The 23791-nt window shown below is 34.5% G+C and carries 26 protein-coding genes, 1 tRNA gene and 1 other RNA gene; 6 read left to right on the forward strand and 22 right to left on the reverse strand.

The features are described 5' to 3' along the window. Positions 1 to 14: 14 nt before the first annotated feature. Genes priA through COB47_RS07505 form a run of 6 tightly spaced genes read right to left on the reverse strand, consistent with a single transcriptional unit; the run spans position 15 to position 5457 of the window. Positions 15 to 2189 (reverse strand): replication restart helicase PriA, encoded by a 2175-nt coding sequence (priA, locus tag COB47_RS07480; RefSeq protein ID WP_013290774.1) that lies wholly within the window; start codon positions 2187 to 2189, stop codon positions 15 to 17. Between the two features lie 41 nt (positions 2190 to 2230). Then, positions 2231 to 3433 carry a bifunctional phosphopantothenoylcysteine decarboxylase/phosphopantothenate--cysteine ligase CoaBC gene (coaBC, locus tag COB47_RS07485; protein WP_013290775.1) on the reverse strand — a complete coding sequence of 401 codons (1203 nt, stop codon included), beginning with the start codon at positions 3431 to 3433 and terminating at the stop codon, positions 2231 to 2233. Further along, on the reverse strand, positions 3417 to 3650 hold the full coding sequence (gene rpoZ / locus COB47_RS07490; RefSeq protein WP_013290776.1) for a DNA-directed RNA polymerase subunit omega: 234 nt from the start codon (positions 3648 to 3650) through the stop codon (positions 3417 to 3419). Before rpoZ ends, coaBC begins: the two co-directional genes overlap by 17 nt. Before the next feature lie 7 nt (positions 3651 to 3657). After that, complete coding sequence (gmk, locus tag COB47_RS07495; protein WP_013290777.1) at positions 3658 to 4257, reverse strand: guanylate kinase; 600 nt, start codon at positions 4255 to 4257, stop codon at positions 3658 to 3660. Next, a complete protein-coding gene (gene remA / locus COB47_RS07500; protein WP_041723413.1) occupies positions 4254 to 4544 on the reverse strand; it encodes an extracellular matrix/biofilm regulator RemA in 291 nt (96 codons plus the stop codon). The genes gmk and remA overlap by 4 nt, the downstream gene beginning before the upstream one ends. A 31-nt stretch (positions 4545 to 4575) precedes the next feature. Then, positions 4576 to 5457, reverse strand: a complete 882-nt coding sequence (locus tag COB47_RS07505; protein WP_013290779.1) for a YicC/YloC family endoribonuclease — start codon at positions 5455 to 5457, stop codon at positions 4576 to 4578. 177 nt (positions 5458 to 5634) lie between these two features. Between COB47_RS07505 and COB47_RS07510 the strand changes: the two genes are divergently transcribed. Then, on the forward strand, positions 5635 to 7275 hold the full coding sequence (locus tag COB47_RS07510; protein WP_013290780.1) for a hydantoinase/oxoprolinase family protein: 1641 nt from the start codon (positions 5635 to 5637) through the stop codon (positions 7273 to 7275). Positions 7276 to 7296: 21 nt separating this feature from the next. After that, a complete protein-coding gene (locus COB47_RS07515) occupies positions 7297 to 8613 on the forward strand; it encodes a histone deacetylase family protein (protein ID WP_013290781.1) in 1317 nt (438 codons plus the stop codon). A 17-nt stretch (positions 8614 to 8630) separates the two neighbouring features. Here COB47_RS07515 and COB47_RS07520 read toward each other — a convergent pair whose 3' ends face one another. After that, on the reverse strand, positions 8631 to 9518 hold the full coding sequence (locus COB47_RS07520) for a damage-control phosphatase ARMT1 family protein (RefSeq protein WP_013290782.1): 888 nt from the start codon (positions 9516 to 9518) through the stop codon (positions 8631 to 8633). A 119-nt stretch (positions 9519 to 9637) separates the two neighbouring features. Between COB47_RS07520 and COB47_RS07525 the strand changes: the two genes are divergently transcribed. After that, positions 9638 to 9712, forward strand: a tRNA-Thr gene (locus COB47_RS07525). A gap of 153 nt (positions 9713 to 9865) precedes the next feature. On the opposite strand, the gene COB47_RS11980 is transcribed toward COB47_RS07525, so the two are convergent. The 10 genes from COB47_RS11980 to iorA all read right to left on the reverse strand — a co-directional run bounded on the left by COB47_RS11980 (position 9866) and on the right by iorA (position 17778). Next, a complete protein-coding gene (locus COB47_RS11980; protein ID WP_237698875.1) occupies positions 9866 to 10060 on the reverse strand; it encodes an N-terminal phage integrase SAM-like domain-containing protein in 195 nt (64 codons plus the stop codon). A 32-nt stretch (positions 10061 to 10092) separates the two neighbouring features. Continuing rightward, positions 10093 to 10677, reverse strand: a complete 585-nt coding sequence (locus COB47_RS07530; protein ID WP_013290783.1) for a Uma2 family endonuclease — start codon at positions 10675 to 10677, stop codon at positions 10093 to 10095. Between the two features lie 204 nt (positions 10678 to 10881). Further along, the gene (locus COB47_RS07535) at positions 10882 to 11277 is read right to left on the reverse strand and encodes a CoA-binding protein (protein WP_013290784.1); all 396 of its coding nucleotides are present in this window, start codon (positions 11275 to 11277) and stop codon (positions 10882 to 10884) included. Between the two features lie 11 nt (positions 11278 to 11288). Beyond that, positions 11289 to 11933 (reverse strand): hypothetical protein, encoded by a 645-nt coding sequence (locus COB47_RS07540; protein ID WP_013290785.1) that lies wholly within the window; start codon positions 11931 to 11933, stop codon positions 11289 to 11291. Positions 11934 to 12008: 75 nt separating this feature from the next. Next, a complete protein-coding gene (locus tag COB47_RS07545; protein WP_013290786.1) occupies positions 12009 to 12389 on the reverse strand; it encodes a DUF4363 family protein in 381 nt (126 codons plus the stop codon). Positions 12390 to 12396: 7 nt separating this feature from the next. After that, the gene (locus COB47_RS07550; RefSeq protein ID WP_013290787.1) at positions 12397 to 13071 is read right to left on the reverse strand and encodes a YetF domain-containing protein; all 675 of its coding nucleotides are present in this window, start codon (positions 13069 to 13071) and stop codon (positions 12397 to 12399) included. Between the two features lie 63 nt (positions 13072 to 13134). Further along, entirely contained in the window at positions 13135 to 14112 is a 978-nt protein-coding gene (locus COB47_RS07555) for a hypothetical protein (protein WP_013290788.1), read from the reverse strand. 7 nt (positions 14113 to 14119) lie between these two features. Beyond that, entirely contained in the window at positions 14120 to 15367 is a 1248-nt protein-coding gene (locus COB47_RS07560; RefSeq protein ID WP_013290789.1) for a phenylacetate--CoA ligase family protein, read from the reverse strand. 61 nt (positions 15368 to 15428) lie between these two features. After that, entirely contained in the window at positions 15429 to 15989 is a 561-nt protein-coding gene (locus tag COB47_RS07565) for a 2-oxoacid:acceptor oxidoreductase family protein (RefSeq protein ID WP_013290790.1), read from the reverse strand. Further along, complete coding sequence (gene iorA / locus COB47_RS07570) at positions 15982 to 17778, reverse strand: indolepyruvate ferredoxin oxidoreductase subunit alpha (protein WP_013290791.1); 1797 nt, start codon at positions 17776 to 17778, stop codon at positions 15982 to 15984. The genes COB47_RS07565 and iorA overlap by 8 nt, the downstream gene beginning before the upstream one ends. A gap of 149 nt (positions 17779 to 17927) precedes the next feature. On the opposite strand from iorA, the gene COB47_RS07575 reads away from it, so the two are divergent. From COB47_RS07575 to COB47_RS07585, 3 genes are all read left to right on the forward strand, one after another. Beyond that, a complete protein-coding gene (locus COB47_RS07575; protein WP_013290792.1) occupies positions 17928 to 18299 on the forward strand; it encodes a hypothetical protein in 372 nt (123 codons plus the stop codon). A 66-nt stretch (positions 18300 to 18365) separates the two neighbouring features. Then, complete coding sequence (gene spoVT / locus COB47_RS07580) at positions 18366 to 18917, forward strand: stage V sporulation protein T (protein ID WP_013290793.1); 552 nt, start codon at positions 18366 to 18368, stop codon at positions 18915 to 18917. Between the two features lie 144 nt (positions 18918 to 19061). Continuing rightward, positions 19062 to 20402, forward strand: coding sequence for an MFS transporter (locus tag COB47_RS07585; protein WP_013290794.1), 1341 nt, complete (start codon positions 19062 to 19064; stop codon positions 20400 to 20402). 51 nt (positions 20403 to 20453) lie between these two features. Here the strand turns inward: COB47_RS07585 and rnpB are convergent. The 5 genes from rnpB to nusB all read right to left on the reverse strand — a co-directional run bounded on the left by rnpB (position 20454) and on the right by nusB (position 23791). Beyond that, positions 20454 to 20805, reverse strand: an RNA gene (gene rnpB, locus COB47_RS11840) — RNase P RNA component class A. A 39-nt stretch (positions 20806 to 20844) separates the two neighbouring features. Then, positions 20845 to 21744, reverse strand: coding sequence for a polyprenyl synthetase family protein (locus tag COB47_RS07590; RefSeq protein ID WP_013290795.1), 900 nt, complete (start codon positions 21742 to 21744; stop codon positions 20845 to 20847). After that, positions 21741 to 22001, reverse strand: a complete 261-nt coding sequence (locus COB47_RS07595) for an exodeoxyribonuclease VII small subunit (protein ID WP_013290796.1) — start codon at positions 21999 to 22001, stop codon at positions 21741 to 21743. Before COB47_RS07595 ends, COB47_RS07590 begins: the two co-directional genes overlap by 4 nt. Further along, positions 21994 to 23358: an exodeoxyribonuclease VII large subunit gene (gene xseA, locus COB47_RS07600; protein ID WP_013290797.1), complete on the reverse strand. Its 1365-nt coding sequence runs from the start codon at positions 23356 to 23358 to the stop codon at positions 21994 to 21996. Before xseA ends, COB47_RS07595 begins: the two co-directional genes overlap by 8 nt. Continuing rightward, positions 23348 to 23791, reverse strand: coding sequence for a transcription antitermination factor NusB (gene nusB, locus COB47_RS07605; protein ID WP_083771539.1), 444 nt, complete (start codon positions 23789 to 23791; stop codon positions 23348 to 23350). The genes xseA and nusB overlap by 11 nt, the downstream gene beginning before the upstream one ends.

Here is a 23791-nt window from a genome sequence, read left to right on the forward strand (position 1 = left end):
ACCCTCCTATTTTTTTAAAGTGTATCTAAAGGATTTACATCGATGATAAGCGATGCATTATTATAATTATATCTTTCTTTGATTAGATTTGCTATACAAATCATTTGCCCAGCCCTTTTAAACTTCACCAGTATGTGATACCTGTACTGATTTTCTACTTTAAAGATAGGATTTTCACTTGGACCATAAATCTTCATGTCATTTTCCTTTTCATACTCCTTGAGAATAGCATATACATGTTCTATTCCTCTTTTTGCTATGTTTTGTTCCCTTGCTACTGTAACAAAGTTGACTACATAAGAATACGGTGGATATTCCATCATTTTTCTCAGTTTCATTTCCTGGACATAAAAGCTTTCATAGTCGTGCTTTGAAGCAAACACAATGCTATATTCTTCAGGGTTAAAAGACTGAATTATAACTTTTCCTGGCTTTTCCCTGCCAGACCTTCCTGCAACCTGTGTAAGAAGTTGAAATGTTCTTTCTCTGCTCCTGAAATCTGGCATGTTCAAAAGAATATCTGCATCTATCACACCCACCAAGGTCAAGTCAGGAAAGTGCAAACCTTTTGCAATCATCTGCGTACCAACAAGAATATCTGCCTCTTTTTCCCTGAACTTTTTCAAAATCTGTTCTGTCGCATCTTTTTTTGAAGTTGTATCACTGTCCATACGCAAAACCCTTGCATCTTTAAAATACGCTTTTATCTCTTCCTCTATCTTCTGGGTACCACTACCATATTGTCTGACATACCTGCTGTTACATTTTGTACACACACCCCTATATTCCTCTTTATACCCGCAATAGTGACATTTTAAATATCCCTCTTTGTGGTATGTAAGTGAAATACTACAATTTTTGCACATAAAAACATAGCCGCACTCACGGCATATAACAATTGGAGAATAACCTCTCCTGTTTAAAAAAAGGAGAATCTGCTCTCCTTTTTTCAAGTTGTTCTCTATTTCACTAAGTAAAAGCCTGCTAAAAATGGACTTGTTACCTTCTAAGATTTCTTTTTTCATATCAACAATCAAAACTTCTGGCAGATTCTTGTTTATTCTATTTTTCAACATACAAAGGAAATATCTTCCTTTTTGTGCATAAAAATAATGCTCAATAGATGGAGTTGCAGAGCCAAGTATAATGGGTATATTATTTATCTTAGCCCTCATCTGGGCAACCTCAACAGCATTTATCCGCGGCGATTTTTCAGATTTATAGCTTGGTTCATGCTCCTCATCAACAATTATAAGACCAAGGTTCTTGACAGGGGCAAAAACTGCTGATCGCGGACCAATCACCACAACCGCCTCTTTGTTTCTGGCAGTAAGCCAGCTATTTAGCCTGTCTATACTTTTCATTTTGCTGTGATATACTAAAACCTTGTTGCCTATTCTGCTTTGAACATTTTCTATCATCTGTGGTGTGAGTGATATTTCTGGCACCATGAATATGACACTCTTGCCTTTTTCAATTGCATATTGTATCGTTCTTATATAAACCTCTGTTTTTCCACTTCCTGTGACTCCAAATAAGAGAATATTTCTGTATCCTCCTTCATCAAACGCAGAGATTATACTATTTAGTGCTTTGTGCTGTTCTTCAGTTAAATTATAATCAGGTTCTACCAATGGCAATTTTTTTTCACTATCTTCTTTTATATCAAAATTCTTCAAATCAAACTCCAAAAGCCCTTTTAAAAAGAGCTTTATTATTTTTTCTTTATTCTCCTTCACAAGTTTTGAATTTACGCTTACCGGTTTTTTCAAAATACTTTCATACAACTTTTTTAAATCATCATCCAGGTCCCTATTTTCTTCATGCTTTTTTGCACAGATATTATATATCTGTTTGCTACTCACAAAAGGAGGTATAACAAGCGACAAAGCCTCGCCCAGATTTAGCGCATAGTAATTCTTCATTGAAAAAGCAAGTTCTATCTGTTCCTTTGAAACAACTGAAAACTTATCAATTACAGCAAGTACACTCTTGATCTTATTTTCCTCTATATCAGTAGTTTGCTTTATCCCAACAACAAGCCCTTCAACTATTCTGTTTGAAACTCCAAAGTTGACATATACTCTCTTCCCTATCTCAACGCTATTTTCAAGATGTGTTGGTACCAAATAATCAAACACCTTATCAACATTAGCATCATGGTAGTTGATACAAACCTGAGCTATCATCTTAAAACTCAAACTCCATCCATTAAAAATTATTACCTCTGCTACATTTTGCAGAGGTAAGTCAATACATGGTCAAAAATTCTTTCAGCAACTTCACTTTTGCTCATTTTCGGAAGATTTTCTATCTTTTCTTTTGATATGAGTGTCACAATGTTTGTGTCAACGTCAAACCCTGCCCCTTCTTCAAGCACATTGTTTGCAACAATCAAATCAGCATTTTTTGTTTTTAATTTTTCTTGAGAATTCTCTATAACATTTTCTGTTTCGGCAGAAAACCCAACAATTATTTGCCCCGGCTTTTTATTATCTCCTACAAACTTCAGAATATCTGGATTTTTAACAAGTTCAATAGCAAGTTCATCCCTGTTTTCTTTTTTAATCTTATTTTCACTTACAGACTTAGGTCTATAGTCTGCCACAGCTGCAGAAAAGATTAGTATATCATACTGCATATAAATATCTTTTACCTTGTGATACATCTGAAAAGCAGTCTGTACGTTTATAATCTCTATATCAGCATAGGTATTTATATTTACTGGTCCTGAGATAACAGTTACTTTAGCCCCTCTTTTGTATGCCTCTTCAGCTAAGGCATAACCCATTTTGCCAGATGACCTGTTTGAAATAAACCTGATGGGGTCTAAATATTCCCTCGTAGGTCCTGCAGTAATGAGAACTTTCTTTCCTGCCAAGTCTTGACTGCAGAGAAGCTTTTCTATCTCAATCAATATCTTTTGATTTTCTGGATATCTTCCCTTGCCATACACACCGCAAGCCAAAAACCCTGATTCAGGCTGTACAAAGTTTATCCCAACCAATTTAAGCTTTTGAATATTCTGCTGAACAATAGCATTTTCGAACATGTTCGAATTCATTGCAGGCACAATCAGCACAGGTTTGTCAAATGCTAAAAACGTTGTGGTCAGCAAATCATCAGCAATACCATTTGCAAATTTCCCAATTATATTTGCAGTTGCAGGAACCACCACAAGAATATCTGCCCATGTTGTAAGAGAGATATGTTCTATATCATACGAATACTCGCTTTCAAAAGTATCTGTATAAACCTTATTTTGGGAAAGAGTTTGCAGTGTCAAAGGAGTTATGAACTTTTGGGCATTTTCTGTCATTATTACCTTTACGTTTGCTTCATTTTTCTTTAAAAGTCTTATAAGCTCGCATACCTTGTATGCTGCTATCCCACCGCATACTCCTATTAATATGTTTTTATTTTTTAACCTCATTCTTTTTCACCGGCTTCACGTATTTGTAAGAAATCTTCCCAGAAGCAACTTCATTTACTGCCATTGTAACATACTTGTCAGAGTTAAAATTGGTAATGTCAACCTTTTTTTGTGCCTGCTGAAGAAGTTGTCTTGCTCTTTTTGCAACAAGTACAGAAAGTGTGTATTTATTGTCCACATACTTTAAAAGCTCATCAAGCCCTGGTCGCAAAAGCATTCTTCATTCACTCCTTCAAAAATCTTTGTATATCAAATCTCCTACTCTTTAGCTTTTCAACTTCAATAATCTTTTGTATCTTTTCAGTAGCATCATCCACATTGTCATTTATAACACAATAGTCATACTCAGGCACAAGTTTTATCTCGTTCTTGGCAATCTCAAGTCTTGCCTTGATTTCATCTTCAGACTCGGTACCTCTTTTTACAAGTCTTTTGTAAAGCTCTTCTATGGATGGGGGCAGTAAAAATATCAGTACTGCATCCGAAAATACTTTTTTAATCTGAAGTGCTCCTTTTGTCTCAATCTCCAAAATTACATCAAAACCTTTTTCCAATGTTTCAAAGACAAAGTCTTTGGGCGTACCATAATAGTTGTTGTTATATTCAGCATATTCTAAAAACCTTTCGTTTTTAATCTCTTCTTCAAATTGCTCGCGCGAGACAAAAAAATAATTCATGCCTTCTTTTTCCCCTGGCCGTGGTTTTCTGGTCGTCTTGGAGATTGAAAGCTTGATATTAGGATTTTTCTCAAGAAGCTTTCCAACAACTGTACCCTTTCCAGTTCCTGCAGGCCCTGATATTACAATCAAAAGTCCATTTCTCATTTTTTATCATCCTCATCTTCAACTTCAATATCTTCTTCTTCAAACTCTTCTTCTGGTTCTATAATTCTGTGTGCTACAGTCTCTGGCTGAACAGAAGAAAGTATTACATAATCAGCATCAGTTATTATTACCGCTCTCGTTCTTCTACCATATGTGGCATCAATCAGCATACCTCTTTCTCTTGCTTCCTGGATTATTCTTTTTATAGGTGCTGAATCAGGACTGACTATTGCTATCAGCCTGTTTGCTGAAACTATGTTACCAAACCCTATGTTAATAAGTTTTATATTACCGCTACTGCTCAAAACAAACTCACCTCTATTCAATATTTTGAACTTGTTCACGAATTTTTTCAAGCTCATCTTTAAGACTTACAACACATTGGGAGATTTCAAAAATAGTAGCTTTGGCACCAATTGTATTTGTCTCTCTGTTCATCTCTTGAACTATAAAGTCAAGTTTTTTGCCCACACTTCCTCCAGCTTCTAAACACTCTCTAAACTGACTTATATGACTTTTTAGTCTCACAAGCTCTTCTGTTATATCGCTTTTGTCAGCAAATAGAGTTATCTCCAGCATAAGTCTGTTTTCATCAATGTTCTTTAAATCGAAATATTCACTTACCCGTTTGTAAAGTTTTTCTCTGTAATTTTCAACCAAATCCTTTGAATACTCTTCTATTCTCCTCACCAAAGCTTTAATGTTTTCTAATCTCATCAGAATATCCTTTTTAAGATTTTCACCTTCTGTTTTTCTCATTTTATCTAAATTCTGAAGTGCCTCTTCAACACAATCCAAAAGCTCAGACTTAACAGTACCAAGGTCAAGTTCTTCAGTCTCAATCACAAGAGCATCTGGAAGTTTTATGAAAGTCGAAAGACTAAAATCGTCTTGAATTTCTGAAAAGTTTTCTCTAATCCTATTTATTGCTTCCAAGTACTGCTTCATTATCCCTATGTTAGGAATAATCCTATAATCTTTTTCACTGAAGCTTTTAAAATTAATATATATATCAACCTTTCCACGGCAAATATATTGCGAAACCATATTTTTTATCTCATTTTCAAATTTGATAAATTCTTTAGGCATCTTCAAGTTCATTTCCAAATATCTGTGGTTTACACTTCTTATGTCCACGCTGTACTCTCTCTCATTTATTATTCTTTTACATCCACCGTAGCCTGTCATACTTTTAATCATGATAATGCAACCAATCCTTTCAATGTTATTGTTAAAAAAATTTTAAAATCAAAGAAAAAACAAAAAATTTCTACTTAACTACTATCTATTTTAAAGTATTTTTACCCATAAAATCAAGAAAGGGTTATAATATTAGTTGAAGTAAAATACACTTTTGAAAAGCAAGGTGAAGTTAAAATGATAATAGGCCTTGATGTTGGTGGTACAACCATCGACACAGTGGCAATAGAAAATGGAAAGGTTGTTGCATTTAAAAAATTCGAACGTGGTAGAAGCTTAATAGACTCTGTGTTAGAAAGTTTAAACCAGTTTATATCTAAAGAGATGATTTCGAACCTCGAAAGAATAACACTCAGCACAACCGTCACCACTAACGCAATAGTTCAAAATAATTTAGATAAAGTGGGAATGATAATAGAAAACGGTATTGGAGCAAATCCTGAATTTTTGATGTGCGGCGACATGAATTTCTTTGCAGATGGATATATAAATAACAGAGGCATAGAGGTAAAATCACTAAATATCGAAAGCGTAAAGAACGCTTTGCAAAGCTTTAAACAAGAAGGTATAGAAAACTTGGGCATTGTTGGCAAGTTCTCTGTTCGAAATTCACAGCATGAACTTGCTGTATATGAAGCAGCTAAAGAATACAACTTTAAATTTGTGTCAGTTGGCTACAAACTTTCTGGCAAACTCAACTTTCCCCGAAGAGTTTTTTCCACATACTTGAACTGTGCAGTCTACAGTACATTTAACATGTTCTATAAAAGTATTTTAACATTTTCACAAGAAAGAAAAATTCCTCTTGAAAAGATATTTATTCAAAAGCCAGATGGCGGTATTATAAATTTGTATGATATTGAAGGTTTCCCAATATTCTCTGTTATCTCAGGTCCAGCTGCATCCGCTCAAGGTGGATTTGTTCTATCAAATTCTGTGAAAAATGCAATCATAATTGACATTGGTGGAACAACAACTGACATTGCGTTCTTGTCAAACGGCAATCTTGTTCTTGAACTATATGGAGCAAAAATCGGAAAGTATCCTACACTAGTAAGAGCAATATATTCACGATCTGTAGGGCTGGGGGCAGAAAGTATTGTTAAAATAGTAGATGATACAATTAAGATAGGACCTAAAACAAAAAGATGGTATGAACAGGACAAAAATGAGTTTGCTACTTTGCATGATGTTCTTCAATTTTCAAGTTCATACCGTGAAAATCCTGTAAATGCTCGTTTAAAGTCTTTATCTTCTCAGCTGAATATGAGCCAAGAAGACTTTTGTAAATTGGTGATAAGCAGGGCAGTTTCGATGATAGAAGAAAAAATCAAAGAGGGAATTGAGTACATTAATAATCTTCCAGTTTATACTATAAATAAACTCTTGTACGGAGAGAAATTCGCACCTCAGAAGATAATTCTAATTGGTGGACCGGCAGAACTTTTAAAACCTCATTTAGAGAACGAGCTTAAAATAAAAGTTGAAGTCCCAAAACATTACATGGTTGCAAACGCAATTGGTTGTGCGATTGGCTCAATCTCAAAAGAGTACAACTTAGTTGCAGACACTATCCAGGGCAAGATGGTAATCCCAGAGCTAAATATATATCAAAGTATTCCTGCAGATTTTACTATTGACCAGGCAAAGAAGGTTTTAATTGAAAAGGTCTTAGAGTGCAGAGAAGCTAAAAATCAAGACGATGTAGAGATTGTGGATGAAAGTTCTTTTAACATGATAAGAAGTTTTAGATTCTGCGGAAGAATGATTAGAATTAAAGCCCAGTTAAAACCAAAGCTTTTAAATTTGAGAGATTGATTTTTTGGGGAGTGAAACAAGATGTTAAAAGCAAAAAATAGTTTAGGGCTCATACTATTTCCTGCCTTTGACTGGAGAATTTCTCCAACGCATCCTGAAAGAGAAGAAAGACTTTTGTATACAATTGACCAGATAGAAGAAGAGGGGCTTTTTGACTATGAAAATGTAGAAATTTTCAATCCCGAAATAATTGAGTCAAAATATGTAGAGATGACTCATTTTTGCATCCCCGACATTTCTTCAATTGTTACCGTATCTCACAAGATAGCTGCAGGCTCAGCAATAACTATTGCTAAAAAGGTTCTGTCAAAAGAAGTAGAAAAAGGATTTGCTCTCATCCGACCACCCGGTCATCATGCACACAGAATAACATATGGCGACAGAGGATTTTGTATTATAAACAATGAGGCGATAATGGTGGAATATCTAAGAAAAGAATATAAAATTAAAAAGATAGCAATAATAGACACTGACTGTCATCACGGTGATGGAACGCAGGATATCTTTTGGAACGACAAAGATGTCTTGTTTATTTCTCTGCACCAAGATGGCACAACCCTATATCCCGGCACGGGTTTTACTGACGAAATTGGTGGACCGTCGGCAATTGGTTATACTTTAAATCTCCCCTTGCCACCCTATACATCTGATGAAGGATTTTTGTACTGCTTAGACAATCTTATCATTCCTGTTTTAGAAGAATTCAAACCTGACATCATAATAAACTCCGCAGGGCAGGACAACCATTATTCTGACCCGCTGACAAACATGAACTTTTCTGCTCAGGGATACGCAAAACTTACAGAAAAGCTAAGTCCAGATATTTCTGTTTTAGAAGGCGGGTATTCTATTGAAAGTGCTCTTCCTTACGTCAATTTGGGTATAATATTTGCACTTGCGGGTATTGATTATTCGAACATAAAAGAACCTGATTACAATCCTGAAAGACTTAAACAGTCTCAAAGAACAACTGATTACATCAAACGGCTTTGTGAACATGTATACAGTATATGGAAATCAAAAGAAGAAAGAGAATACAAAATCAAAACGGCAAATCAAGATTATTTCGTCAGAAAAAAATCTATTTATTATGACACAATGGGATTCAGAGAAAATCAGCTTGAAAAAATAAAGAACTGCAAAAAATGCTCAGGTCTAATATTAATAGACTCCCTTTGTTTGGGATACAGGGTTTTAGCCATAGTAATTCCACACGATGCATGTAATGACTGCCAAAAGGAGGGTCACAAGCTCTTTGAAAATACTGCGGTTGGAGACTATTCTCATATACTTTTGCAGGATAAAAAGAGTTTTGAGTTTTTTAGAAAAACATCATAAAACTTCTTTGGTTTGTTTTATTTTAAAAGGTATTTCTCTTTTAATTTCTCACCATTTATGAGCACCAAGCTGCCCTGCTTGAATTTTAGTTTTTTGGCTAAGTATTCACATTTAATCTTCAAAAGATAAAAAACATTTTCTTGAACATCTTCAAAGTCATCCACAGTCTCAAAGTTTGCCTGCCCTTTTGAAATAATCACATCAGCAGTAGATATAAGATTTTTAACCTGCTCAGAGATAAAATCTTTGGAGACTCCTAAAAGCGCTGCTCCGCTCTCAATCACATTTGCTATTTTACTCATTGAAACTTCTTCTGCATCTTCCTTAGTTGCATCGTTGAGGACAGGCCCTGACTTTACAATGTAATAAACATTTTTTCCTATTTCATTTAGAATCTCTACCAATATCTTATCAAATACAATCTCACCTGCATTATCACCGATAATAACTACATTCTTCCCTCTTTCAATTTTTTCCTTCAAAAGAGGATAATCATCTATCCAAAATCCAAAATCAAATGCATGCTCAAGTTCTTTATCAATATTAAAGTCTCTTTGAATCCCTAAATCAATCACATTTCCTGCAACAGAAGCTTTTAAAGCTTCATATAGAGCATCAGATGCTCTTGAAACCTTCTCTTTGAGTTTTGGATACAGTTCAAGCGCCAACTTATTCGAGGATTTTTTTGCTTCATAGTATGGATCTGAGTTATTAATAAACTCATATGTTTTAAGTAGAACAAGTGAAGAATTATACGCTGGTGATGCAGAAGGATCTAAAGTTTTTATATAATCCATAAGATTATATAATATTTCAATCTTTTTTTCATCGGGAACTTTTATCATCTCCATGCATGAAACTGCCTGTTTTAGATAGCAGTGAATGCAGTCAACAAGACTTTTCAACTTTTAATTCACTCCTTTTGAAATTAAATTTTTCAGCCAAACCACTGCTACTAAATAAAGTATTAATAACTCTTGATTTATTGTCAAGAAGAATATTATAATTGTATATGTCTAAATGAGCTCCATTAGCTCAGTGGCAGAGCAGTCGATTCGTAATCGACCGGTCGGGGGTTCGAATCCCCCATGGAGCTCCAATAAAAACAAGGGGTTTGGGGATAGGTAAAATTTTAGGGTAACTACTCCACTATCTCAGGAGTGGTTACCCTTTGTTTTTATATCCTCGAATAAGCTGTTTAATTTCATTGCAGCAGCTTTCTTTATCTCAGGCATAACATGAGAATAGATATTTAACTCAAACCTTCTTGATATTTGGTATTATACAAAGCTTGAAGATACTCAAGCCTCAAATCTTTTAGCTTATAATGACCAATGGCAGAATTTATATGTCTTTCTATATAGCACAAATAATCTTTAAACGTTGAATGTCGCAATGTTTGTTTTTTGTATTCCCAAAGCCAAGTATGAAGCCAGTCTTTTTTCATTATTCCCTCTCTTTTTTGTCTTTGCAGGCATGTTATAACACCTCTTTAATTTGAGCAAAGTCTATTATAAGGTCTTCAAAAATACCAACCTTGACCTTGTCATTGAAGGTGTAAGCTACTGGTGGCAAATAATCTTCTTCATTGTCTTTGAGCCTGTATACCAAAATTGTTTGGTTGTTTGGATTTACAATCCAATATTCCTTGACTTTAAACTGTGTGTAAAGATTGAGTTTTCGAATATAATCATGTGAAAAATTACTTTCAGACACAACCTCAATTATCATCTCAGGAGCTCCAACACAGCCTTTATCAGTAAGCTTTCTCTTGTCGCAAATAATTGAAATATCAGGCTGGACAACGTTGATTGCCTGTTTTTCATCCTGTCCTTCCTCTATTAGGACTATATCAAATGGAGCTGTGTATAACTTGCAGGACTTATTAGAAGATTTGAGATAATTTTTTATCAATGTTGCAAGCTCTATTACAATTTCCTGGTGTACCCTTGACGGTGCAGGGCTCATATCATAAATAACACCATCAATAAGCTCTACCCTTGTGTCTTCAGGCAGCTCAAGGTAATCTGCATAGGTATAAACCTTAGGTATCCTTACTTTCATTTAAATCACCTTTTTCTTAGATTTTGTTCATAATATTTAAATCATTTATCAGCTCTACTTTCCATAATGGAATTACATATCTTAAAATATTCTATCACATTGTAAAAAGTTTGTCTTCATCTTCACCTACTCAAAATATTCTAAAAACAAAAACCGCCATCTTATTTGAATTTACAACACAGATGGCGGTAAATCTTTTAAAAGTTATTTTTTGTGGTTTAACGCAACCAAAACACATGCGTTGTAAATTGGAATTATACTATTCTTCTTACATAGCTCAATAAGCTCATTGCTTTCAGCTCCTGGCTGAAACCAAACATACTTTGCTCCTACTATGGCTGCTTGTTCAATATACTTCTTTCCTCTTTCTGGTGCAATAACCATACTCACACAATCTACTTTCCATTCTAAATCCAACAGCGTTTTGTATACCTTGTTATTCTCAATCTCATCGTACAAAGGATTTACAGCAAACACATTGTAACCTTTCTCTTTAAGTTTTTTGAAGACCATGTATCCATATTTTTTCTTGTTTGGTGTTGCACCAACCACAGCCCAGTTTTTAAAACCCAAGGCTGACTCAATAGTTTTTGAGTCCATATTTTTCCTCCTTATTTTCTGCTCATAATAAAGTTATAAACCACATCCAGCCTGCTATCGTCAAATTCAAACGTGTCTTTCCCAATTGAAATCAAAAGTTTGTTACCCACAACGTTCATCCTCAGGTCCTCACCGTACTTGTCTTTATACATCTTCTTAAGGCTGAGCATAAACTGCTTCACATTCTCTTTTCTGTACTCAAACAAGAACTCATCAACAGCATCAACAATATCGTATTCTTTTACAACTACTGGGTCACGCAGAACACCTTCTCCTCTTATTTCAACAGAGTTTGATTTTCGATCATATATAATCTTAAACTCGTTAGCTTTAGTTTCGTACATCAGCTCTTTAAACCCTTCTGAAACATTATAGGTAATGACAGAGAAGAATCTATCCGACGGATATATTATCCGGGAAATATCCACACATGCCTCAATAATATTATCTATCAAATAAGCATCCAACTTTTCTGCTAAAGCTGCCTCTTTAAATTTTATTGCAAACTCATTATAATCTTTGTAGGGAATATTAGTAAATTTGTCTTTTTCAAGCTCTTTTAAGTCTTCTACGAAAAAGTAAGCAAAACCCGCGTTACCATTTTCAATGTCATATTCCTCAAAGGAGTAGCCCATAACTAAAGCGTACCTTTTCATGGCTCTCCCCTCCATTCAAAAAACATTTCTTATATATTATATACCACTCAAACGCACATTTGTATTAAAAATTTTTTAAAAAATATTTTCAATCTTGAGTAAAATCATCTCTCTGACATGACTAACATAAAATTTAAGAAGACTTATTTCGCTAAGCAAAAGAGTTTTATCTTGTTCGAAGAGATATTCTTTTATTTTCGTGAGCTCTTCATCTATCTTGTCTATTTCTTGATGTTCAATCAACATAGCCCAACTTTTTTTGTATTCATTCCATTTCTTCACAATATCCAAGTAGTTTGACCTTGCGAGATTGTAATTGTTTTTAACAACATTTTCATACAAGCCAGACAGGTCATTTTCAATCTTATTAGTAGCACCTAATATTAGCAGGGTTGAAATTAGTGTAAACATAACTATTAAGATAACAAAGCAAACCACTGTCACCCATACCTTCACTTGCCTTTTACCTCCTTTTTTGAACAAACCAATTGCCCTCAGGATCAATGCAGGCAAGAAAAACATCCTGTATATTATCTATCCCTCTTTTTCTAATTTCGGTAAGCACCTGTTCTAATGTTAAATTGACATATTTCAAAGACTCTTCTTTTACCTTGCCATCGACTATAACACTTACTGGAATTCCTTCATATTTTGTTGGTATTCCCAAATCAGCAGGTGTAACATATCTTTTCTGCGACTTTGGAATCACCGAAATATCTCCATCGGTTTCCAGTATGGCATACTCTATATCATGAATATTGAAAAATCCTTTTATTCTTAGTTGTTCCATAAGGTCATTCAAGCTATACTGTGTTTTTCTGAGTGCATCTTCTAAAATTTTACCTTTTGCTATTAAAATAGTAGGGCTTCCACATACAAGTCTTTTTATAAAATCAGATTTCAAACTTCCAAATGTAATTAACGTTTGTAAAAATAAAAGGGTTAAAATAGGAATGATACCGTTTATAAGAGGGACACCGGTGTTTTGCATTGGAACAGCTGCAAGTTCAGAAATCATTATTGTAATGACAAGTTCAAATGGTTGAAGTTCACCCATCTGTCTTTTTCCCATAAGTCTCATAACCAATACAACCAGCACATATAAGATTAACGTTCTAATAAAAATGGTTATAACCATAAAAATACCCCTTTCTTTGGAATTTATATTTACTATCCTTTCCAAAGAAAAGGGATTTTATTCTTAATTTTCTTTTTGCGGGCTATGTTTATACATCACCTTTTTGAACCATTCCTTATTTGGTCTGCAAAATCCAATTGTAATCAAATATTTCTTGAAAACTTTGAGCTTAGGATAAAAAGAGTTTTCTCTTCTTCCTCCTTCAAAACATTTTATAAGATAGAATATTTTTCTTTTTTCTATGCCTTCATATGTCAAAAACCTTATCTTCCTTTTCAACTGGTTGATATTACCATACTCAAGGATTATCTCAAACAGCTTATAAGCACTTTTTAGCTCATGGGAATTCAGAAGATGAAAGTACAAAGAAATAAGAATATCGACAATCTCTCTTAAATAGCTATTTTCATTCTTTATTTCTGATAAAACTTTGATGGTTTCGTTACTTAGAAGTATAGGTTCCAACAGATTTTGATTAAAACGATAAGGGTAATTTTGAAGAAACTGTTTTAAAATTAAAAGTTTTTCGTTGATTTCTTCTTTATTGCTTTCTTGTACAGCCCTTTTCAAAGCTTTTAATAGCGCATTGAGAAAATTTGCAGGATAACTATTTTGATATAATATCCAAAAGTAAACAATAACTATAATTAGGTCTGCTACTGAAAGCATGATATCAAAGTTTATACCTTTTACTACCCACTTGTATGAAGTTCCTATTGTATTTACTATTGTCAGCATAAATACAATATGTGCAGCTGTAAACAGCATCGTCAGAATCAGCATATCGTTTAAACAAAGAGAAAAGATAAACGAACAAACCTTTTGAGAATATTTTACTCTCAGTACTCGCAGTACAAATGAAATAGTAATTGCCACACCAAAGAAAATAAATAGCTGCAACGCAAAAAGCCATGTAAGCAATCTATTTGCACTGAGTTTGTCAAAAGAAACAGAGATTGGAGATAATAAGTAAACAACTCCAACAAGCAAAATAGAGGAAAGCAGCTGCTTTCCTCTACTTGTCTTAAGGTTCTTTATCATTTTGTCTTCAGCCTCTCAAATCAAATATTCGTTTGGTCTTCTTTTCACTACGAGGAAGTTCACCTATCCTACACAATACAACTTCAGGTGATACTCCTATCTTATTTTTAAACTCATGAGAAATTAACTCTTTCATCTCAGAAATAAAATATTCATCTTCAACTTCAACTTTTAATGTAAGTTTATCCCTGTAATCAATCCTTTCTATAATTACCTGATATTCACTTCCAACACCCTTTATATCCTTCAAAAATGTGTCTATCTGAGCAGGGAAGATATTAACACCTTTGACCTTTACCATATCATCAGTTCTGCCAACAATTCTGTCAATTCGTGGATACTTAGAACCACATGGACATTCACCTGGAATTTTTCGTGTAATATCCCTTGTTCTGTATCTTATAAGGGGAGCACCTTCTTTTTTCAAGGTAGTAATGACAAGTTCACCAAACTCTCCATCAGGTACATTTTCGCCTGTTTGAGGGTCAATTATTTCAAAATACAGAAAATCATCAAAATAATGAAGACCTGTATGTTCTTTGCAATCTATCGCAATTCCCGGTCCGTAAATCTCTGTTAGCCCATAAATATCAAAACTCTCTATACCCAGATACTCCTCAATAGTTTTTCGCTGTTTTTCTCCCCATCTTTCAGATCCAAATATTCCAACTCTCAAATGTATCTTGTCTTTTAACCCTCTTCTGGTTACCTCTTCAGCAAGCAAAAGAGCATAAGATGAAGTTGCAACAATTACTGTTGACTTTAAATCCACCATCATTTGAAGCTGTTTTTCTGTATTCCCTGGTCCCATAGGAATTGTCATCGCACCAAGAAACTCTGCACCAAGCTGAAACCCAATACCTGCTGTCCACAGCCCATACCCAGGAGTTATCTGAATTCTATCAAGCTCTGTAATACCTGCAAACTGATAACACCTTTTCATCATTTCCTTCCAGTCATCAACGTCTTTTTGAGTATAAGGAATAATTACTGGCATTCCTGTTGTACCTGAAGAAGAGTGGATTCTTACAATCTTCTTTTCATCTGTAGCCATAAGCCCTAACGGATAAGCCTCTCTCAATTCTTCTTTGGTTGTAAATGGAAGTCTTTTAATATCTTCTAAATCATTTATATCATTAAGGCTTATCCCTGCTTCCCTGAACTTTCTTTGATAAAATGGGCTATTTTTAAAAACATTTTCGATCTGGTTCAAAAAAAGTTCATTTACACTTTCTCTCATCTCAACACTTTCCATAGTCTCTTCTCCTCTCTTCTTTTCTCTTCATTTTGATTGCTAATATATATATATTAAGATTTTAATACCTTTCGTAAATATTTTCAACCAAAATTTTATTTATTTCATACATTTTAGAACTTAAAACCTGCTCTAATGCTTTCAGAATCTCTTCTTTAGAAAAAGGTAAAATTCCATATTTGCATACCAAAGCAAGCATTGCAATGTTTTCTGCCTTTGGTATATTCAGCTCAATAACAATATCATGAACTTTAAATATTCTCAACTTTGGATAGTTTTCTACAAAAAATTTAACTATTTGACTCTTTTTTAAATCTGAACTTTTGGGTCTTATAAATCTATCATTCAAAACAACTACAGAATCTTTATTAATTTTACTAACATTCCTTGCAGCTTCACACAACTCAAGCCCAATTAAAACATCAGCCTTACCATCCGGTATAATTGGTCCTACATCTTCTCCTGCCCTTATATAACTTACAACAGAGCCGCCCCGCTGGCTCATTCCAATATTCTCTGCTGATTTTACATCAAAACCTTTATTCATAAAAAGCTGACAAACCACTCTTGAAAGAAGAATATTTCCCTGCCCACCTGTTCCGGCAATTATGATATTAATCATCTTTTATCACCTTCTCTATTGCTGAATACCGACAAAAACTCTTGCAAAGTCCACAACCATTGCATAAGGTTGAATCTATGAAAATATTACCATTTTCGTCCTCATTTAAAGCTGGACAACCTGTTACTTGTAAACACACTTTACAATTAGAACAATTCTGATTTATTTTAAAGTAGCTTTCCCTTGATTTTAGGTTAGCACATTCTCTTCGAAAGACTATCACCCCAAGTTCGTCGTCCTTCAAAAATTCTCTGACTTTGTCTACATTCTCGGTGAAATCTGAATAAGGGTCAATCACCAAAATTCTTTCAACACCTATTCCTTTTGCAATACCTTCAATGCTTACCTTCCTTCCTTCTTCCCCATAAATCTTCTTGCCAGTTCCAGGATGAGGTTGAAACCCTGTCATGCCAGTTGTCAGATTGTCCAAAATGCATATGGTTATATTGTGCCTATTGTAGTAGCTATTTACAAGACCTGTAATGCCGCTGTGGAAAAAGGTTGAATCTCCAATAAAAGCGATAACCTTTTTTGATCTATCTGCAATTTTAAGACCTTGTGCCATTGTGATGCTTGCTCCCATACAAAGGCAGGTATCAGTCGTTGAGATTGGTTTAGCAAATCCGAGCGTGTAACACCCAATATCTCCTGTAAAAATCACATCTTTACCCTTCATTGCATATTTTACAATCAAAAACGAGTTTCTGTGAGGACATCCAGCACAAAGTTGTGCCTGCCTTTTTGGAATTTGCAGACCATCCGTAAATGTATTTTTAACCAAAAATCCTTCATCAGTAAGTATTTTGTAAAAAATGCTTCTTACCTTGTCAACATCAAGTTCACCTGCAAACGGGACATAACCATTTCGTTTTCCATATGTAGAGATGATTCTGCCATTTTCAAAAAGTATTAGTTTTACTTCTTCTTCCAAAACAGGGTCAAGCTCTTCGATGAATATTAGCATTTCTTTATCCTTTGCAAATTCTAATATAAATCCTTCATCTAAGGGATGTGCAACTGTAATCTTTAAGATTGAAAATAAATCTTCAAAACCTTTTATAGCTTCTTTGACGTAAAAATATGAAATGCCACCTGTTACAATCCCTATTTTTCCCCTGCCTTCAATTCTGTTGTAAGCAGAAAGCTCTTTTTTCATGTCCTGAAGTTTTTGTTCAAGTTCCATATGTTTTATGTACGAAAGTGCCGGTAAAATAACCCACTCTGGCTTTTTCTCGAACCCTTTAATCTTCCTCTTTTCTCTTTTGAATTCAAACTCAATTGACTGGTTCGAATGACAAACTCGTGTTGTCATCCGAAAAAGCACAGGCAACTTGTATTTTTCTGAAATCTCAAAAGCAGGTTTTATGAGTTCAAATGCCTCTTTCGGAGAAGAAGGATCAAAAACTGGCAAGTTACAAAATCTTGCAAAGTTTCGTGTATCCTGTTCTGTCTGAGATGAATGAGGTCCAGGGTCATCTGCTACAAATACAATAAGTCCTCCTTCTACACCTACAACTGAAAGAGACAAAAGAGGGTCTGCCGCAACATTCAACCCTACCTGCTTCATAGTAGCCACAGTTCTTGCACCTGCAAGACTTGCACCTGCTGCTATTTCAAGTGCTACTTTTTCGTTTGTAGACCATTCAACATAAAAATCTTCATCCTGAAAATCTTTCAACGTTTCTATTACCTCTGTTGAGGGTGTGCCGGGATATCCAACAACAACATTTACACCATTTATAAAAAGAGAATATGCTACAGCTTCATTTCCCATCAAGACTTTTTTCATAATTTCATTTTTCACCCTTTCTCAATATAAGCTGGTTTGTACTCTATTATACAGCAATTTTAGTTTGATTTAAAATCATTTTTTAGATTAAAAATATATTAATTTGCAAAAAATACTATATAGAATAACTCAATCAATAAGGTGAAAAAATGAAAGATGACTTTTATATCAACAAGCGCAGATTTGCTCATTTTAAAAATCTTATCGAAAATTATACACGTACCAAACGTCATCTTGAGGAATATGGTGAAATTTTGCCATATGAAAAGATTCAACAGGTTATTCAAAAGCAAAGACGGAGAGAAGAGCAAATAGAAAATATTCAGAAAGCAATACTAAATGAACATGACAAAGAAAGTGAAGTTAGAAACTTAGTAAAAAACTACCTCCATACAGAAGGGTATTTAAAACACTACAGAGACAAACTACCAAAACAAATTGTGAATAATATGCTAAAAAAGCAGGTATTTAGAAAAATACAATTAGAAAATTTAATAAAAAAGGTTGACGAAGAAAAGTAAAGAATAAGGCTACAAGGAATTATTAAAACTAATTATAGAAATATTTTAAAAAGGAGTTGAAACAATATGAAGGCAACGGGAATTGTTAGAAGAATTGACGATTTAGGAAGGGTTGTAATTCCAAAAGAAATAAGAAGAACTCTTAAAATCAGAGAAGGTGACCCGCTTGAAATATATACTGATAACGAAGGGGAGGTAATATTAAAGAAATATTCTCCAATTGGCGAAATGGGGGCATTTGCTAAAGAATATGCTGAAACTCTTCATCAAGTAAGCGGTCATATTATAATCATCACTGATAGAGATAGAGTAATAGCTGTTGCAGGTGCTTCTAAAAAGGATTATATGGATAAACCATTAAGTCAAGAATTAGAAAGGGTTATGGAAGAAAATTCTATTATTGTGGTAAAATCTGAAAATGATATGAGTAGCATACCAATTGTTGAAGGCGATACAACAAGATATACTGCTCAGATAGTAAGCCCTATACTTTCTGAAGGAAGTGTAATCGGCAGCGTGATTATGTGTTCAACACAATCCCATGTTGTTATGGGTGACTCAGAGTACAAGCTTGTTCAAGCTGCAACATCTTTCTTTGGAAAACAACTTGAGCAGTAGTTGTTTTTGACAAAATTTTAATGGTTGGCTGTAGGTTTTTAAACCTACAGTTTTTTTTAATGAAATATTGGAGTATAATAAACTGTGTGAAAGAAAAATGAATTTACAACAAAGTAAATAATGCAGCTTGTTGGGGGTCATTAGATGTTCAAATTAAACGCAGACTTGACATCAGACAATTCTTTGCGCAAGAGTCTCAATTTTGTAATACTTGGTATTACATTTGGCATAGTCTTTTTTAATGTCACAACAGGGTCACCGGTTGCTGGATTTGCAAAAGCAATAGGATTTGGCGATCTGATGTATGGTGTAATGCTTGCACTGCCAGTACTTGGCGGTGTAGCGCAAGTTTTTGCATCTTATTTTCTTGAAAAATCAAAAAAAAGAAAGCTCATATTTTTAATAAGCGGATTTCTCCATAGGTTGCCGTGGGCGTTGATTGCCATTTTGCCGCTGATTTTAGGAAAAGGTTCGTATATCTTGCTGTTTTTCTTAATACTATTGATGACAATATCATCAATTTCTAACTCATTCACAAATGTTTCTTTTTGGTCGTGGATAAATGACTTAGTTCCAATGCATATAAGAGGCAGGTTCTTTTCAAGAAGAGCAACAATTTCCACCATAGTGGGAATGCTCAGCGGACTTGCCATTGGAAAATATTTAGATTTGCATAATAATCTCAAGGGATTTTCTATAATTTTTGTATTTGCTGCTATAATGGGAATGCTGGATATAGGTTGTTTCTTCTTTGTAAAAGATATTCCTATGAAAAGTCAGAAACAGCAAATTGATTTGAAAATGATGTTTATTTCTACCCTCAAAAATGATTACTTTAAAAAATTTATGTTCTTTTTTGTAATTTGGAACTTTGGACTTAGCATTGCAGGCCCTTATTTTAATATGTACATGATAAAAAACCTTAAAATGAGTTATTTTGATATAATTCTCCTGACCCAAATTGTAAGCAATATTGTAACCATAATAACATTGCCATACATAGGAAGAGTGGTAGATAAAATAGGTAATAGACCCATGCTCCTTTTGGCAGCAAGTCTTCTTTCTTTATTGCCGGTTGTGTGGTGTTTCACCAACGAAAACAATTATAAGTATTTAGTGACTTTAATAAGCATATTTGCAGGAATGCTCTGGCCTATAATTGATATGAGCAATAACAACCTAATTTTGAAATTATCTGACCAAACTCAAACGTCTATGTATGTTGGTGTTATAAATATGTTCAACGCAATATTCGGAACAGCTATTCCCATTATACTTGGAGGCTACCTTATAGAAGATATTGCACCACATGTTGTTGCCTTTGCAAAAAATTATATGCATTTAAATATAGCTACATACCATGTTGCATTTTTTCTCTCAGGATTTTTAAGATTCTTAGCTGTGATTTATCTTAAAAAGAATGTAAAAGAGCCAGGTGCAATGAGCCTTAAAAGCGTTATCAAAAGTAAAATCAAAAGAGTATAAAAATGCCCAGGCTTAATTTAAACCTGGGCATTCTGGAATTATCTATTTTTATGTGCGACCAGGTCTGTAAGCCGAGTTCTGTCGAGAACGGCTATTTCTCTTTGGGTCTGACGTTACCATCAGACCTCTTGCGACCAACCCGGGAACGCAGCGGGCCACTGCATTGTTCCCCTATTTGGTCTTGCTCCGGGTGGGGTTTGCACAGCCAGTCAGTCGCCTGACTGCTGGTGAGCTCTTACCTCACCTTTTCACCCTTACCATCCTTGCAAAAATGGATGGCGGTTCTTTTCTGTTGCACTTTCCTTGGAGTCGCCTCCACTGGGTGTTACCCAGCACCCTGCCCTGTGGAGCTCGGACTTTCCTCACAAGGGTTATCCCCTTGCGCAGCCGTTCGACCTGCTCGCATATTCTATTATAAATTTTATTTAAATTATGTCAACTGCTACTTTTCTCTGTTTATCAAATAATTGGTAAGTTCTATAAGAAGTTCTGAATTATCGTATTTTTTTATCACATCTATAGCTTTTTGAGAATAATTTTTAACAAGCTGCTGTGCTTCTTCCAACCCATAAAAAGTTACAAAGGTATTCTTCTTTTCCTTTATATCCTTTCCTATGCTCTTGCCCACTTTTTTACTGTCACCAATAACATCCAAAACATCATCTCTTATTTGAAAGGCAAGACCAAGATTTTTCCCGTATTCCTCCAAGTCAGATACAACACTATCTTCTGCACCTGCTACAAGAGCTCCGCATACGCACGATGCCTGAATCAATCTTGAGGTTTTCTTCAAGTGCATCTCAAACAAAAGCTCTTCACTTTTAATATCCTGTCCAGAGTTCGTTATATCAATAACCTGACCACCTATCATACCTTCGACGCCAGATGCCCAGAACAGGTATTTTGCAGCTTTTACTAAATTCTTTTCGCAACCGTAGTTTAAAATCCAATTCAGGCAAACTTCTGCTGCCAAATTTAAAAGTGCATCACCTGCTAAAATTGCAATAGCTTCTCCAAACACTACGTGACTTGTAGGTTTTCCTCTACGCAAAACATCATTGTCCATTGCTGGAAGATCATCATGAATTAGAGAGTAAGTATGAATAAGCTCTATTGCAGATGCTATATCTAAAATTTTCCGATCAATTTCTTTGTCTTTTGAAACCATTTGATATGAAAGCAAACACAGCAAAGGTCTCAACCTTTTTCCTCCCGCAAAAACACTATATCGCATAGCCTGATATATTATCTCTGGGGACTTTTCTTTTAAAATTTTGTCTAAATGCTCTTCCACATTCTTTTGTGAAAGGTTTATATACTCCTCTAACTTTCTACTTATCATTCTTTTTGACCTAAACCTCCATAAATATCATCGGTAATGTCATCTTGAATATATTCTCCATTTAGTTTTTCAATTAACACTACTCTCTTTTCCACGCTCCGGAGTATATCATTGCAAATCTTTGTCAGTCTAATTCCTTCTTCATAAAGCTTTATAGCCTCTTCAAGAGAAAGATTGCCATCTTCCAAGCTCTTTACAATCTCCTCTAATCTTTTCATCGCATCTTCAAATTTTATATCTCTCTGTAGTTCACACATCACTTTCAGCTCCTTCTTTCTTGAAAAACACCTTAGACTTTATTATACCATCTGAAAGCTGGGTAACTATCTCATCTCCATTATTTACTTGTGCAATGGTGGTCAAAATCTTAGAATTATGTAATGTTATAGAATATCCCCTCTTCAAAACATTCAAAGGATTTAAAGCAATCAACTTTTCTAAGTTGACTTTATACATGAATTCTTTTTGCTGAAAAATCTTCTTAAAAGCTTCCCCAAGCCTTCTGCTACAGTTATCAAAATTTGTTCGCGCAATCGAAAGCCTTGATTCAGGATTTGCATCAGCCAATCTCTTCTCAAAATTCTTTAAATTCTTATGAACTTCATGGAGCTTTCTACTAATTGCAAAAGAAAGCTTGTTGCAATACAAATCAATATCCTGTGCACGTTTTGCAATGGTATTTGCTGGCGAATTTTGGTATAATTTATATTGAAGTATTCCTACCTTCTCTTTGACTATATTAAATATCTTTTCCATCGCACTTTTCATTCTCTTATGATATTCATTTAGCTTCTCCAGTGCTTTGTTCTGAAAACTTACCACTATTTCGCCGGCATTGGTGGGAGTTATAGCTCTCATGTCCGCAACAAAATCACTTAAAACATAGTCCCTCTCATGCCCTACCGCCGATATAACAGGAATTTTAGATTCAAATATCTTTCTTACAACCATCTCACTGTTGAACGCCATTAAATCTTCAAATGCGCCGCCACCACGTCCAACAATAATAACCTCAACAGGCTCTGCCGTGTTGAAATATTCTATTCCCTCGCAAATCTCATATGGAGCGTTTTGTCCCTGAACTGAGCAGCTGTAAATATATACCTGAATGTTTTCAAATCGGGTATAAATTGTATTGAGGATGTCCCTGATTGCTGCACCATTTTTTGAGGTGACTATTCCTACTTTTTTAGGATAACGTGGTATTTCTTTTTTGTACTTTGAATCAAAAAGTCCTTCTTGTTTCAGCTTTTCTTCAAGTTGCTTTAATTTTACAAATAGCTCACCAAGCCCTATATCCGTAATTTCAGTTATCTTTAGCTCGATTATTCCTTCTTTTTCATAGAAAATAACATTTCCTTTTACAAGTACTTTTGAGCCATGCTTTATTTCTACACTTTTATCAAACCAAAAAAATACACATTTTATCTTTGCATCATATTCTAAATCCTTAAGTTCAAAATAAAGATGGTCACCTGAAACTGAAGGTCTTATAACTTCACCTTTTAGATATATGTTTTTCAAAAGAACATCCATTTCAACTTTTTTCTTTAAATAACTTGTAAGTTCATAAACGCTCCATTCTTTCTTAGAAACTACATTGTTAATCATCATGATTTTTACTTCTTTTCACCTCATTTTCAGCTATCCTACCAAGAATACCATTTACAAAGCTTGGAGCTTTTTCTATCCCGAATATACTTGCCATATCAACAGCCTCATCAATTGCAACAGAAACAGGTACATCCTCCTCAAACAAAAGTTCATATACAGCTATTCTCATAAGTTCAAGTTCAACCATTGGAAGCCTGTTCAGTGGCCAGTCTTTTGAATACTTTGCAATTAGATTATCTATTATCTGCTGATTTTGTATAACCCCTTTCAGTAATTTCTCAAGATATTTCTCATCTACATCTTTGAAATCTTCATTTTGATTTAATTCTCTAAACCTTTTGTAAAATTCTATAATATCTTGCTGCATATTTTCAAATCTGTAGGCATACAAAATCTTCATGCAGAGTTCTCTTGTTTTCCTTCTTCTGTGCAT

Source organism: Caldicellulosiruptor obsidiansis OB47, assembly GCF_000145215.1.
Lineage (GTDB): Bacteria > Bacillota > Thermoanaerobacteria > Caldicellulosiruptorales > Caldicellulosiruptoraceae > Caldicellulosiruptor > Caldicellulosiruptor obsidiansis.